This window comes from uncultured Eudoraea sp., assembly GCF_947490415.1.
GTDB lineage: Bacteria > Bacteroidota > Bacteroidia > Flavobacteriales > Flavobacteriaceae > Eudoraea.
The window spans coordinates 421650-435752 of record NZ_CANLGX010000003.1 but is presented as its reverse complement, the minus strand read 5'-3'; the positions used below and the strand labels follow the sequence as shown (position 1 = coordinate 435752).

The following is a 14103-nucleotide window of genomic DNA, read 5'->3' as shown; positions in this document are numbered from 1 at the left end:
ATTATATTACCTTAAAAAAATTACCAAATTTCTCCTATTTCCTTTTTCACAAAAGCAAGAGCTGTTGCCGAAGGAGATTGTTTATCCATAGTTTCATTCAGAATATCTTCACGCAACTTGTCAGACGAGTCAGATTCGCTCATACCTGCTTTTCTTATTGATTGAATCGTAGCATTTTTGGCAGCCTTTATTATATTCCAGCAATCATCACTCATATAAATCTGTTGTGATAAATTGTGATCGAATTCGTTTTCAATACTTCGGATTAATAATTGCTCATATGCGTTTTTATCGGCAGATTTGGGCGCTACACGCACCACTAAGCTGGGTATTGAGATGCGTTCCAAAAACAGCGCCATCCGTTCATAGGCCTGTAAACGAATAGGCATGGCATCTTTTTGCGAATCTTTGTGAAGTAAAAATCTTCTGCGACCTTCCTCGTTTCTGGTGTGTAATCTAAAAAAATAAAAAGCCACAGCTCCGGTTACCACGGCAGGCATTAAATATGCGAAGAGTTGAAAAATTCCGTCCCCAGTCATGTTTTGGTATTTTAGTTTGGTTTATGGATGTAGAACGTTAGATTATTCAAAAAATTATAGCTTCATTTTATCTTAATAGGAAAGTTGCATTATTACAATATCCGAGGATTCCCTTTTTCATTTTTTCATGTTTTGTCTTAAATTAAGGTAGAATGAATTGAAATCCGGGTGCAGCATGATATATAAAGAATTGGCTAAGTCTGTTTTTCTGGAGACCATAATTCGTTCTGCTTTAACATCGGGAGTATTACCAATAATTGGAGTAACGGAAGCGGCCTGTTTATAGATAATTTCCCAGCTGCTGGCATCATCCGTGTGGAATTCAAGGGTAACCGCCATATCAGGATTTGCTTTAATTATTCCTGCTATTTTATTAAGAGATTCTGTAGCTCCTGCTTGTAATTCGGTATTGTTAGAATTGGCTCCAAATAAAGCGGTTTGATCCATAATTACAACAACTGATCCACGTTCAACTTTGATATTTGCATTCTCCCCTAAAGTTTGCTTCAATTTGGTAAGCACAAGCAGTGAAATGGAGTCATTACTGGTTAATGCGTCGTTAATAAATTTAAGTTCCGCTTCTTTCTTTCTCAGACTTTCCATTACACTGCTTAGGTTGTCTAGCTTGTTATTGGATTGCGCTGTGAAATTATTTAAGTTTTGTAATAAAGTAGCATTGTTTTCCTCCAAGCCTTTCAACTGACTTTCAAAAGAATCTGCCCTGGCGGCACTTATTTTTTCATTTTTTTTCGATTCTGTAAGTTCAGCCTTAGTGCTTTGCAACTCGGCATTCAAACTGTTAACCTGGGCTATAAGCTCTTTTTTATTTTGTGCCTGTAAAGTAGTTCCTGTCAAAACTAAAAGGAGTAATAGTAAAGTAATTCTATTCATAGGGAATTTAGATTAATTAAAAAATAGGATTTTTAACCCAGCTTGTTAAATGCGACACAAAAATAACTCATTTAAAGTTTCTCCAATTCTTTCTTTGTCAAAAAATTGTATTCTAAAGTAGAATGTTTGCAATAAATGATCCGTATAAGTGCTGGTGGAACATTCAATCTTACATATTTAAGTAATCCAGACTCATTTCAGTCAGCGTTTTTACTCCTAGCAGTAATCCACTGTCGTCTATGAGAAAATCAGGGGTATGGTGTGGGAAGGATTCGCTAGATCCGGGTGTCATGCCGCCTAAGAAAAAGAAAAAACCGGGCACTTTTTGTTGAAAATAAGAAAAATCCTCGGCGCCGGTAATGGCTTTTTGAGTTTGAATATTTTCCTGGCCTGCTACACGTTTCATTGTAGGTAACATTTGAATAACGAGTTCGGGATTATTATAGGTTATGGCCGTGGTTGATTGGATATCTATAGTTGCATCACCCCCATAGGCTTTAGCGATAGCAGGTACCATTTCCTCCATTCTTTGATTGATCATTTTTTGCATGTCATAATCCAGTGTCCGGATGGTGCCAATCATTTCAGCACTTTCAGGAATAATGTTAAAACGAACCCCGCTCTTAATTTTACCAACGCTGATAACAGCCGCTTCATTGGTTAGATCGGCTTCCCGACTAATAATAGTTTGCAGGCCATCTATAATTTTTGCGCTTATAAGTATTGGATCTATACCTAACCAGGGTTGTGAACCATGACTTTGTTTTCCTTTTACATTGATAACAAATCGTTGGGCAGCTGCCATAGTACCTCCGGATTTATAACGAATGACTCCTACAGGAATTTCAGATTTAATATGCAATCCAAAAATTGCATCCACATCCGGGTTTTTTAATACACCTTCTTTTACCATCAGGAGTGCTCCTCCTTCTTCTCCCGGAGGCGCTCCTTCTTCTGCAGGCTGAAAAATAAACTTCACAGTACCTTTTATTTTATCCTTATTTTTAGAAAGAACCTCGGCTACGCCCATTAAAATTGCGGTATGGGTGTCATGTCCACATGCATGCATAACTCCAACCTGCTCCCCAAGAAATTCTGAACTAACGGTAGACTTAAATTCGAGATTGTTGCGCTCAGTAACAGGTAATGCATCAATATCTGCCCTTAATGCTACAACTTTTCCCGGTTGGTTGCCTTTCAAAATACCAACTACTCCGGTATGAGCAACACCGGTTTGAACAGCTATGCCCAATGAATTTAAATGTGCAGCTATTTTTTCAGCAGTCTTGAATTCACGATTGGACAATTCCGGATTTTGGTGTATTTCTCTTCTCCATTCAATAACCTTTTTTTCAACAAGATTATAATCATTGGTTAAGTTCCGCTCCTGGGCAATGGATATGCTACCAAAAAGAAGTACTGTTATAAGTATTAATTTTTTCATAAGTATTAAAATTTTATAAGTTGAAAACCATTGTCCTGAAGTTGAATTAATGCGGTCATAGCAGATAAGGCCAACTCAACGCCATCAATGGTTTCTGAAACTGGAACATTGCGGGCAACTGACGATTGACCGCATAAGACAATCTCAACACCGGCATCCAGGAGTTTTTGTATTAGTTCTTCGTTTGGATTATCTGTACCGTACCGACTTTTATATTCAGAACCTCTAAGAAGATCTTTAGAGGCATTATTGTGAACTACAAGGGCAACTTTGAGATTTGCAATTGGGACACCGCTCTGAGCGTGCATATTTAAAAATCGTGCTGCAGTTTCAATACTTTTATTCAGATGGTCAGATGATTCGGAAGTGTTCATAATATCAAAAACCACTTTGTATTCTTTTGCGATATCGGTAATAAAGTCGGGATTCTCAATGTTCCAAACTTCCCCATACCCTGTAATAACCGGACCCGATTCTTTTGTTTGTGAATGCATAGAAGTAAATCCGACCAGAAGGAATAATGAGAGCTTAAAAAATAAGTGTTTCGACATGTAGTTCAATTGATTTTCTAAATATATTCAAATTGCAGACAATACGAAGTCAAATGTCATAAATATTGGTTTGTAACTTTTTCATGAGGTTATTTATGGCTAAATTCACCTCATAAAATGCCTTTAAATTGAATACCTTTCTGGATGAATTAAATGAAGCTCAAAAAGGCCCTGTTTTACACAAGGAAGGACCCTTAATGGTTATTGCCGGGGCGGGTTCAGGTAAAACCAGGGTTCTTACATTTAGAATTGCCCACTTAATGGCGCAGGGTGTCGATCCCTTTAATATTCTGGCACTAACTTTTACAAACAAGGCTGCCAGAGAAATGAAAAAGAGAATTGCTGGTATTGTCGGAGGTTCCGAAGCAAAGAACTTATGGATGGGAACATTTCACTCCATTTTCGCCCGTTTACTTCGTTTTGATGGTGATAAATTGGGTTATCCAAGTAATTATACAATTTATGACACCCAGGATTCACAGCGTTTAATTTCATCGATAATCAAGGAGATGGGACTAGACAAGGACATTTATAAATACAAGCAAATTCAAAATCGTATTTCATCTTACAAAAACAGTTTAATTACGGTTAAAGCCTATTTCCAAAACCCCGAACTAATGGAGGCAGATGCTATGGCAAAAAGGCCCAGGTTAGGAGATATTTACCAAAACTATGTAGACCGTTGTTTTAAAGCCGGGGCAATGGATTTTGATGATTTACTTTTACGCACCAATGAATTATTAAGCCGTTTCCCGGAAGTTTTAATGAAATATCAGGAAAGGTTCAGATATATTCTGGTTGATGAGTATCAGGATACCAATCACTCTCAATATCTTATAGTAAAAGCACTTGCAGACCGTTTTCAAAACATTTGCGTTGTAGGCGATGACGCCCAGAGTATTTACTCTTTCAGAGGGGCAAACATCACAAATATCTTGAACTTTCAAAGAGACTATGACGATGTTGCTGTATATAGGTTAGAACAAAATTACCGATCTACCAAAAATATTGTCAATGCTGCAAATTCTATAATTGCCAACAACAAGAACCAATTGGAAAAGGTAGTATGGACAGCCAATGATGAGGGTACCAAGATAAAACTTCACAGAAGCACCACTGATGCTGAGGAAGGAAGATATGTGGCGGGTTCTATTTTTGAACAGAAAATGCAAAACCAGCGTGCAAATGGCGATTTTGCTGTTCTTTACCGCACAAATTCCCAATCACGTGCTATAGAGGATGCTTTGCGTAAACGAGATATACCTTATAGGATTTATGGAGGCCTTTCTTTTTATCAACGAAAGGAAATCAAGGACTTGTTATCCTATCTTAGGCTGGTAATCAACCCAAAGGATGAAGAGGCTTTAAAAAGAATTATAAATTTCCCCGCTCGTGGTATTGGCCAAACCACCTTAGATAGGTTGACCGTGGCGGCAAACCATTACTCAAGATCTATATTTGAAGTAATGGAGAATTTAGATAAAATAGATTTAAAAATAAATACAGGTACAAAAAGGAAACTCGAAGATTTTACTAATATGATTAAGAGTTTTCAGATCATGAACGAGAGTGCGGATGCTTTTTCTTTGGCCGAGCATGTAGCTAAGAAAACGGGGATTCTCCTGGAGTTTAAGAAGGACGGAACTCCCGAGGGCATTGCCCGAATGGAGAATATAGAGGAATTATTAAATGGTATCAAAGACTTTGTGGAAGGGCAAAAAGAACTGGCAGATGCAAAAGGGGATATAACCGAGTTTTTGGAAGATGTCGCGCTGGCTACAGATTTAGACAAGGACACCGGCGATGATGATCGGGTGGCTTTAATGACCATTCACCTTGCCAAAGGATTGGAGTTTCCTTTTGTTTATATTGTTGGGATGGAAGAGGATCTTTTCCCTTCTGCAATGAGCATGAATACACGAAGTGAACTGGAAGAGGAGCGCCGGTTATTCTATGTTGCGCTAACGCGTGCTGAGGAACAGGCATATCTAACTTACACGCAAAACAGATATCGCTGGGGTAAATTAATTGATGCCGAACCCAGTCGTTTTATTGAAGAAATAGAGGATAGGTATATAGAGAACCTGACCCCTGTAGATACATATAGATATAAACCCTTAATTAATACCGATATTTTTGGTGAAGTTGATAAGTCAAAACTTAGACAGTCAAAACCTGAAAATGGTGTTCCACCAGGTATTGGAAAACCCAATCAAAATCAACTGAGAAAACTTCGAAAACTTAAACCGGAATTAGCCAAACCCATTGGAAACACAAATCCAATAGATCCAAATCTATCAGAAGGCACTTTGGTAAATCATACACGTTTTGGTCGTGGTAAGGTATTGCGTATTGAAGGAGCAGGCAATGATAAAAAGGCAGAAATACAATTTGATAAAGGAGATATAAAAAAGTTGCTATTACGATTTGCTAAGCTTGAAATCATTGAAATTTAACTAAAGCATATTTTTTGATCATAATATTTGAATATATAGGGATCGTCCTATTGGCATTAAATTGCCATAGCATGAATATTTCATATTATCTTTGGAAGGTAAAACAAACTAATTTGTTAAAATGTATAAGAATGTAATTTTCCTTTTTATGGTTTTCCTGATCGGATGCAGTACCAGCAGTCCACAGGAAGATCCGCAAGGCGTTTTACCGGGTCCGACAGATACCAGTGGTTTACCAGATGTAAATGCCCCTGACTATTGGGATAAGGCAGTTTTGGTTTGGCAGGACGAATTTGATGGGGATACGATTTCTAAAGAGAATTGGATTTCTGAGACAGGCGCACATGGCTGGGGCAATAATGAACTACAGAATTATACAGCCGAGGATAATGTTTCGGTAAGTAACGGAACACTTAAAATAGTTGCAAAAAAAATGGAACTGGGTCCGGGAACAGTTGAATACACTTCAGCAAGATTAAATAGTACAACCCATTTTACCTATGGGAGGATGGAGATCAGGGCAAAAATTCCCGATCACAAGGGCAACGGTTTATGGCCGGCCTTGTGGATGCTTGGAAGTAATATTAATACAGCAGGATGGCCTGCTTGCGGTGAAATAGATATAATGGAGTACGTAAGCTTTGAGCCTAATCAGGCTCATTTTTCCATTCACAGTATTGCCAATAATCATAAAGATGGGACCCAAGTAACTTCCGGTCCGGTTATACTGGAGACCATAGAAGAAGAATTTCACAATTATGGCATACTGTGGACTGACAAGTACCTAAAATTCTACATAGACGATATAGAGAATATAAAGCTTAGATTTCCTCGTCCGGCTATTTCTAATGTGGAAAATTGGCCTTTTTCTGGACCTTTTTATTTTTTAATGAATATAGCTGTTGGAGGAGATTGGGGAGGTTTGGAAGGAGTGAATGACGTCATTTTTCCTGCTGTTATGGAGGTCGACTATGTTCGTGTCTATCAGGTGAAATAGAACTCTTATTCTTTTAATTTGGGGTTACCCGCAATAATATTTACTTCAAATATTTAGTAAGAAAATGGCCGAATTCATTAAAATATACGAGCAGAATCCTAATCCAAAGGAAATAGATAAGGTGGTATCCATCCTGCGAAAGGGAGGTTTGATCATATATCCTACAGATACGGTTTATGGACTAGGCTGTGATATTACTAATACCAAGGCCATGGAAAAAATTGCTCGTATAAAGGGAATTAAATTAGAAAAAGCGTACTGGTCCTTTGTTTGTGCAGACCTCAGTAATCTTTCAGATTACGTCAGGCAATTAGATACACCAACTTTTAAGATTCTAAAGCGAGCACTTCCCGGCCCTTATACTTTTGTATTGCCAGGCAGCAGTAAATTGCCCAAGGATTTTAAGAAAAGAAAGACTGTGGGTATAAGAGTTCCGGATAACAATATTGCAAGGGCTCTTGTGGAAGGCTTAGGCAACCCCATTGTTTCTACTTCCATACGAGATGAAGATGAACTTTTGGAATATACTACAGATCCTGAGTTAATTTTTGAGAAGTGGCATAATTTGGTAGACATAGTTATTGATGGGGGATATGGAGGTAATTTGGGGTCCACTGTTATTGATCTTTCAGGAGATGAACCAGAAGTAATTCGTGTAGGGAAAGGAGACCCGGATATTATATAAAAAAAACCGCGATCAAAGACCGCGGTTTAATTATTAGATAATTCAATATTTAGTCGTTTATAGCAGGATCTTTCATTCCTTCTTCAATCATACTATAGAACTGATCAATTTTTGGAAGAACAACAATTCTCGTTCTCCTGTTTCTGGCTTTATCTGTTGGAGAAACAGGGACATACTCTGCTCTTCCAGCCGCAGTCATTCTTTTTGGATCTACTCCATAATCATTTTGTAAAATACGAACTACTGCAGTAGATCTTTTTACACTTAAATCCCAGTTGTCTAGTAATACACCTTTTCTATAAGGAACATCATCTGTGTGTCCTTCCACCATAAACTCAAAATCAGGTTTGTTATTAACTACTTGGGCTACTTTTCCTAATACTTCTTTAGCTCTTGCAGTTATGTTGTAGCTACCACTACTAAATAAAAGTTTGTCTGAAATTGAAACAAAAACCACACCCTTTTCAACGCTAATTTCTATATCCTCATCATCTAAGTTCCCGAGAACGCCTTTGAGGCTTTGTACTAGAGCCAGGTTCACAGAATCTCGTCTGGTGATAGCATTTTGTAATTTACGAATGGTAAGATCTTTTTCCTGTAGACTTTCTAAAGACTTCTCAAGATTTTCTGCCCCTTTTGTTGTTAGGGTGGTTAAGTTCCCCATATTATTTATTAATTCCTGATTATTTGATTTCAGGAATGCATTCTGATCTTCCAAAGTTTGCAATCTTGCATCCGCTGTTGCCTTTTCCTCAAGACAGGAATTCAATTTAACTGTAGCGGAATTTAAAAGGTCCTGCGTTTCTTTTTGTTTAGTTTCTAATTCGGCATATTTCTTTTGCGATACACAAGAAGATAAAAGAACTGCCATTCCCAAAAAGCCTAAAATAAATTTTTTCATAATAATGTTTATATAAAATTAATTGTTTGTTTTTTAAATGAACCGTACTTAATAAAAGGTAAAATTATGACATTTGATTTCCTTTGATTTGTCAAAATTAGTTAATCTTTTACTAAAATGTTAAAATTCTTTACATGATCTACGAAATAAGACCACACTATGGATTTTGTAATATGATACATTGTGATAAAATTGGCTTTTTCCCTTTTTTTATACATTTTACCAAAATGCCGGTAATAGCTTAAATGTGCTTTAATAATTGCTAAACAATGAACAGGTTTAAGTTGTAAAATAAATCGAATGGCCGCTATGCCGTCCAGGAACAGGCGAACAATAATAATGGGAAAAGCTTTCTTACGGGGCAGGTTTTTAGTGATGGAATAAAGTGAATTTCTAAAATTCAAAAAAGTTTTTTTCGGATTCATATTACTTAGTGTCGATCCTCCGAGATGATAAACATATGAGCCTCCAACGCAGTAAACCTTTAGTCCCTTATTTTGCGCTCGCCAACATAGATCAACCTCTTCCTGGTGTGCAAAATAGTCCTCATCAAAGCCACCAAGATCATGGAAAACATCACTTTTTATAAACATACTGGCACCGGTTGCCCAGAAAACTTCTGTAGTATCATCATACTGGCCTTCATCCTTTTCGATGGTTTGAAAAATACGTCCCCTGCAGAACGGATATCCAAACCGATCTAAAAAACCACCTGCCGCTCCCGCATATTCAAAATAATCCCGACGCAACAGGTCTAGAATTTTGGGTTGTATTATAGAGGCATCTGGAATCTTAAGAAACGCTTCTTTTATGGGTTCAAGCCAACCGGGGGTAACTTCAACATCTGAATTTAAGAGACAATAGATGTCAGCATCAACCTGTTTTAAGGCGTCGTTGTACCCTTTAGCAAAGCCATAATTTGAACTATTATGAATAAGCTTTACACTGGGATAGTTTTTTTTAACAAAAGCCACAGAACCATCAGTAGAGGCATTATCTGCTACATAGATATCAGCGTTGCCGGAATATTGTACTACCAGAGGCAAGTAACGTTCCAGGAGGGCTTCTCCATTCCAATTAAGTATGACGATTGCAAATTTCAAAACGGTTGCAAATTAACGGCTAAAATCAGGAATTTGCCTTAAAAATGAATATTTTTCTTCTTCATAATTCATATTACAATAAAAATGATCTAAACCATTAGTTACCATAAGGTATTCTGCTTGCATTTTCATGTTATATCGTGCGATTTGATCGAAAACAACTTGCGAGACTGTGACGTTTGGCGATTTACATTCAACAAGAATATGGATGCTACCATCGCTATTGAAGACTACCACATCATATCTTTTTTTCAAACCGTTTAATGATAAGGTTTTTTCAACATTAATTAAAGACGTTGGGTATTTCTTATCCACGCTTAAATAATGAATTACGTGCTGTCTCACCCATTCCTCGGGCTGCAGGCTAACAAATTTTTTGCGTATTATATCAAAAATCTGCTGCTTATTTTCGCTACTTTTGAATCGGAAATTGTAGCTGGGAAAATTGAGAGATAGCATAAAGCAAATTTGGTAATTTTTTTTGGATGGAAGAAGTAAAGCAGATTGTAAATGACATCCGCAACGGGAACATTAGCCCTATATATTTTTTGATGGGCGATGAACCTTATTATATTGATAAAATAGCTCAGTTTATTAGTGATAATATTCTTACCGAGGAGGAGAAAGGTTTTAATCAAATGGTACTATACGGGAAGGAAACATCACTGGAGCAGGTGTTGGCTAATGCCAAGAGATATCCCATGATGTCTGAAAGACAGGTAGTTATTGTTAAGGAAGCACAGCATTTATCAAGAAATATAGAGGAATTATCTTCTTATGCTGAAAATCCACAGACTTCTACCGTACTTGTATTCTGTTATAAATATAAAAAACTGGATAAGCGCAAAAAATTGCACAAAACTCTTCTTGGAAATGGAAGTGTCATTTTTGACAGCAAGAAACTATATGAAAATCAGGTATCAGATTGGATAAGACTAACTTTAAAACAGAAGGGTTATGCCATTTCACATAAGGCTTCAGTTTTATTAGTAGAGTATCTTGGAACAGACCTGAGCAGAATTAACAATGAATTGGAAAAATTACAATTAGTACTTCCAAAGAACACCGAAATAAACCCCGATCTGATAGAAAAACATATAGGAATAAGCAAAGACTATAATAATTTTGAATTAAAAAAAGCAATAGGAGAAAAAAATATTGTAAAAGCCACCAGAATTATAAATTATTTTGCCCAGAATCCAAAAGATAATCCATTTGTTGTAACCGTTAGCCTTTTGCATAATTTTTTCACACAGTTATTACAATATCATGGTCTAACGGACCATTCACCCAAGAATGTGGCTTCAGCTTTACGGATCAACCCTTATTTTGTGGGAGAGTTTCAGATAGCATCCAAAAATTATCCCATGAAACGGGTTAGCAGTATTATTGCTTATTTACGTGAAATGGACTTAAAAGGAAAAGGGGTAGGGGCTTATAATATTTCACAAGCTGATCTTCTAAAAGAACTTCTGGTCAAAATAATATAGAACGTCTATTTTTTGTCGATACTATAACGTCCCGGACCAAGCAGTATTATAAGCAGGAAACTCACTAAATACAATAGAGCAAGTTCTTTTTTTCCGAAAGGATCTGAACCGTGAACAATAAAAGCAGCTACAGCCATTGTTATTACAATTGGTAAGGAGGCCCAACGGGTTTTATAACCAACTATTACCAGTATAGGGCAAATGAATTCCCCAATAACCGCGAGAAACAGAGAAGGTGTAGAGCCTATTCCAATAGGATCGGCAAATTGAAAATCTCCGTTTAAAAGTTTTTGCAATTTGGGAATACCGTGAGACAATAAAAAGGCCGAAGGAAGAATACGGAGAACTGCCAGACCAATATCACTTTTAAGTTTTTTATTCATTCATTTTAAGATTGGAGAATCTAAAGTAAGCTTTTTTTTGAGAACTTTTTGTCAATTAGTTTAGAATTCACCAAATACAAAATGACAGTTTAGAGCCATGATCCAGGAATATATGTTAGTGAATCGAAAATAAGCTAAGATGATTACAGAGTATTTCTCTTAGCGGAGTTTTGGATATTCAGCCGGATTTGCCTCATGCATAATTTCATATACTTTTTCAAACATGTCCTCCGCATTTGGTTTAGAAAAATAGTCCCCATCTGAAGCATATGCCGGCCTGTGAGCTTTTGCCGTAAGGGTTTGGGGTGCGCTGTCCAGGTATTTATAAGCTCCCTGACGTTCAATAATATCCTGCATGAGATAAGCCGCGCATCCACCGGGTACATCTTCATCAATGATCAACAGTCTGTTGGTTTTTTTAATACTGCTCAGGACAGTATTACTAAGGTCAAAAGGGAGTAAAGACTGCGCATCAATGACCTCTGCATCAATTCCTACTCCTTTTAATTCCTGGGCAGTATGTTGCACTATACGCAGGGTAGAACCGTAAGACAAAAGAGTAATATCGGAACCTTCTTTAACAATTTCAACTACGCCGATAGGGGTGCAAATTTCACCCAGGTTACTTGGTTTGTCTTCTTTAAGCCTATAACCGTTTAAACTTTCAATAATTAATGCCGGTTCATCACTTTTCATTAATGTATTATAAAAGCCGGCTGCTTTAGTCATATTCCTGGGCACCAACAAATACATCCCTCTAAGAAAGTGTATAATGCCGCCCATTTGAGAACCGGAATGCCAAATACCCTCTAAGCGATGTCCACGGGTACGGACAATTAAAGGAGCTTTTTGTTTGCCAACTGTACGGTAAAGCAAAGTTGCCAGATCATCACTTAAAGTCTGCAAGCCATATAGCAGATAATCCAGATATTGTATTTCTGCTATAGGTCTAAGACCCCTTAGTGCCAGCCCAATTCCTTGTCCAATAATTGTAGTCTCACGTATACCTGTATCCGCAATTCGCAATTCACCATATTTCTGCTGGAGCCCCTCTAGTCCCTGGTTTACGTCGCCAATAGCACCACTATCTTCTCCAAATATGAGCGCTTGTGGATATTTGCCAAAAAGCTTATCAAAATTATCTCTTAAAATAATCCTTCCATCTACTTTTTCAGGTTTATCATTGTATATAGGTCTTATTTCTTCAATGTTTGTAGCCTTGTTGGATAATTCACTATAAAGGTGTGAGCTAAATTTTGTTTGCGAGTCCTCAAGGAAATTTTCAACCCATTTTATCAAAGCATCTTTTTCCTTAGAATTTTCACCTATTACATGGCGAAGGGCCTTTCTAGAGTTGGAAGCCAAATCTTTTTTTAAGGGCTCTTCTATAGCAATAAGATCGTTCTTGATTTTAGTTATAAACGCCCTGTTAGGGCTATTCATAGCCAGTTTATCCAACAGTCCTATCAGGACTTTTTTGGCCTCTCTATGGGGGGCTAAGAATTCTAGCCAAGCTTCCTTTTTTGCGGCTCTGACTTCTTTTTTAATAGCTAATTCAAGAGCTGACAATGATTCATTATCCGCAATTTTATTTTCAAGTATCCATTCTCTGAATCGCTTGTTACAATCATTTTCTTTTTCCCAGAGCAATCTATCCTCACTTTTATATCTCTCCTGTGATCCTGAAGTTGAATGCCCCTGTGGTTGAGTGAGTTCTGTAACATGAATTAATACAGGGATATGCTCTTCCCTGGCGAGTTCTGAAGCGTTTTCATAGGCATGAATTAGTGCAGTATAATCGTAGCCTTTTACTTTTAGAATCTCATAACCCTTATTATTTTCATCTCTTTGGAATCCTTTAAGAACTTCTGAAATATCTTCTTTGGTTGTCTGGAATCTGGCAGGCACTGAAATTCCATACTGATCATCCCATACACTAATAATCATAGGTACTTGCAAAACGCCAGCGGCATTGAATGTTTCAAAAAAATGACCTTCAGATGTGCTGGCATTGCCTATTGTACCCCAGGCTACTTCATTTCCATTATTAGAAAACTTAGTGCTATCAATCCCTTTGACATTGCGGTAGATTTTCGAAGCCTGTGCCAGACCAAGAAGTCGTGGCATCTGACCTGCGGTTGGAGATATATCTGGACTACTATTTTTTTGTTCGGTGAGGTCCTTCCATGAACCGTCCGGATTAAGGCTGTAAGATCCGAAATGACCACCCATTTGCCTCCCGGCACTCATAGGTTCTTTTTCTATATCTGTAGTTGCATAGAGGCCGTGAAAAAGGTCTTTTGGGCTTAGTTGCCCGAGAGCCATCATAAAAGTTTGATCTCTATAGTAACCGCTTCTAAAGTCGCCGTTTCTGAAAGATCTGGCCATTGCTAATTGAGGCAATTCCTTTCCATCTCCAAAAATTCCAAATTTGGCTTTACCTGTCAGAACCTCTCTTCTCCCCAAAATACTACACTCACGGCTGGTGACTGCTATTTCATAATCTGTTAAAATCTGTTCCCTAAAATCCTCAAAGGAAATATCATCACTGGTTTGTAGTTTTAAACTCATTAGGGAAAGATTTGCAGCAAAAATATAAAAAAGGGATGGTTTTTACAATCAAAAAAAGTGGTTTTTTATTAATGAATCAGCAAAAAAATAGC

General features: G+C 37.3%; 13 protein-coding genes. 4 read left to right on the top strand and 9 right to left on the bottom strand.

Annotated elements, in window-relative coordinates; translation table 11 throughout:
• Positions 1-20: 20 nt before the first annotated feature.
• The 4 genes from Q0874_RS10210 to Q0874_RS10195 form a co-directional block, all read right to left on the bottom strand.
• Positions 21-539, bottom strand: coding sequence for a hypothetical protein (locus Q0874_RS10210; protein ID WP_299162646.1), 519 nt, complete (start codon positions 537-539; stop codon positions 21-23).
• 117 nt (positions 540-656) lie between these two features.
• Entirely contained in the window at positions 657-1430 is a 774-nt protein-coding gene (locus Q0874_RS10205) for a hypothetical protein (protein WP_299162644.1), read from the bottom strand.
• A gap of 169 nt (positions 1431-1599) precedes the next feature.
• Positions 1600-2874: an amidohydrolase gene (locus Q0874_RS10200; protein ID WP_299162642.1), complete on the bottom strand. Its 1275-nt coding sequence runs from the start codon at positions 2872-2874 to the stop codon at positions 1600-1602.
• A 5-nt stretch (positions 2875-2879) separates the two neighbouring features.
• Positions 2880-3425 (bottom strand): DsrE family protein, encoded by a 546-nt coding sequence (locus tag Q0874_RS10195; protein WP_299162639.1) that lies wholly within the window; start codon positions 3423-3425, stop codon positions 2880-2882.
• Between the two features lie 128 nt (positions 3426-3553).
• On the opposite strand from Q0874_RS10195, the gene Q0874_RS10190 reads away from it, so the two are divergent.
• The 3 genes from Q0874_RS10190 (at position 3554) to Q0874_RS10180 (ending at position 7563) form a co-directional block, all read left to right on the top strand.
• Complete coding sequence (locus Q0874_RS10190) at positions 3554-5881, top strand: ATP-dependent helicase (RefSeq protein WP_299162637.1); 2328 nt, start codon at positions 3554-3556, stop codon at positions 5879-5881.
• Between the two features lie 121 nt (positions 5882-6002).
• Positions 6003-6878 (top strand): glycoside hydrolase family 16 protein, encoded by an 876-nt coding sequence (locus tag Q0874_RS10185; RefSeq protein WP_299162634.1) that lies wholly within the window; start codon positions 6003-6005, stop codon positions 6876-6878.
• Positions 6879-6942: 64 nt separating this feature from the next.
• Positions 6943-7563, top strand: coding sequence for an L-threonylcarbamoyladenylate synthase (locus Q0874_RS10180; protein ID WP_299162632.1), 621 nt, complete (start codon positions 6943-6945; stop codon positions 7561-7563).
• Between the two features lie 49 nt (positions 7564-7612).
• On the opposite strand, the gene Q0874_RS10175 is transcribed toward Q0874_RS10180, so the two are convergent.
• From Q0874_RS10175 to Q0874_RS10165, 3 genes are all read right to left on the bottom strand, one after another.
• Entirely contained in the window at positions 7613-8464 is an 852-nt protein-coding gene (locus Q0874_RS10175) for an OmpA family protein (protein ID WP_299162630.1), read from the bottom strand.
• A 101-nt stretch (positions 8465-8565) separates the two neighbouring features.
• Positions 8566-9567 (bottom strand): glycosyltransferase family 2 protein, encoded by a 1002-nt coding sequence (locus Q0874_RS10170; protein ID WP_299162628.1) that lies wholly within the window; start codon positions 9565-9567, stop codon positions 8566-8568.
• A gap of 12 nt (positions 9568-9579) precedes the next feature.
• Positions 9580-10026 carry a type I restriction enzyme HsdR N-terminal domain-containing protein gene (locus Q0874_RS10165; protein WP_299162625.1) on the bottom strand — a complete coding sequence of 149 codons (447 nt, stop codon included), beginning with the start codon at positions 10024-10026 and terminating at the stop codon, positions 9580-9582.
• A gap of 26 nt (positions 10027-10052) precedes the next feature.
• Between Q0874_RS10165 and holA the strand changes: the two genes are divergently transcribed.
• Positions 10053-11057 (top strand): DNA polymerase III subunit delta, encoded by a 1005-nt coding sequence (gene holA / locus Q0874_RS10160; RefSeq protein ID WP_299162622.1) that lies wholly within the window; start codon positions 10053-10055, stop codon positions 11055-11057.
• A 5-nt stretch (positions 11058-11062) separates the two neighbouring features.
• Here the strand turns inward: holA and Q0874_RS10155 are convergent, their stop codons facing one another.
• Together Q0874_RS10155 and Q0874_RS10150 are read right to left on the bottom strand one after the other, a co-directional pair.
• Positions 11063-11440, bottom strand: a complete 378-nt coding sequence (locus tag Q0874_RS10155) for a DoxX family protein (protein WP_299162620.1) — start codon at positions 11438-11440, stop codon at positions 11063-11065.
• A 159-nt stretch (positions 11441-11599) separates the two neighbouring features.
• The gene (locus tag Q0874_RS10150) at positions 11600-14011 is read right to left on the bottom strand and encodes a thiamine pyrophosphate-dependent enzyme (protein WP_299162618.1); all 2412 of its coding nucleotides are present in this window, start codon (positions 14009-14011) and stop codon (positions 11600-11602) included.
• Positions 14012-14103: the final 92 nt, after the last annotated feature.

Coding starts and splice junctions, on each gene's coding strand:
- Q0874_RS10210 (WP_299162646.1), bottom strand. CDS start 539: ATGACTGGGGACGGAATTTTTCAACTCTTCGCATATTTAATGCCTGCC.
- Q0874_RS10205 (WP_299162644.1), bottom strand. CDS start 1,430: ATGAATAGAATTACTTTACTATTACTCCTTTTAGTTTTGACAGGAACT.
- Q0874_RS10200 (WP_299162642.1), bottom strand. CDS start 2,874: ATGAAAAAATTAATACTTATAACAGTACTTCTTTTTGGTAGCATATCC.
- Q0874_RS10195 (WP_299162639.1), bottom strand. CDS start 3,425: ATGTCGAAACACTTATTTTTTAAGCTCTCATTATTCCTTCTGGTCGGA.
- Q0874_RS10185 (WP_299162634.1), top strand. CDS start 6,003: ATGTATAAGAATGTAATTTTCCTTTTTATGGTTTTCCTGATCGGATGC.
- Q0874_RS10180 (WP_299162632.1), top strand. CDS start 6,943: ATGGCCGAATTCATTAAAATATACGAGCAGAATCCTAATCCAAAGGAA.
- Q0874_RS10175 (WP_299162630.1), bottom strand. CDS start 8,464: ATGAAAAAATTTATTTTAGGCTTTTTGGGAATGGCAGTTCTTTTATCT.
- Q0874_RS10165 (WP_299162625.1), bottom strand. CDS start 10,026: ATGCTATCTCTCAATTTTCCCAGCTACAATTTCCGATTCAAAAGTAGC.
- holA (WP_299162622.1), top strand. CDS start 10,053: ATGGAAGAAGTAAAGCAGATTGTAAATGACATCCGCAACGGGAACATT.
- Q0874_RS10155 (WP_299162620.1), bottom strand. CDS start 11,440: ATGAATAAAAAACTTAAAAGTGATATTGGTCTGGCAGTTCTCCGTATT.
- Q0874_RS10150 (WP_299162618.1), bottom strand. CDS start 14,011: ATGAGTTTAAAACTACAAACCAGTGATGATATTTCCTTTGAGGATTTT.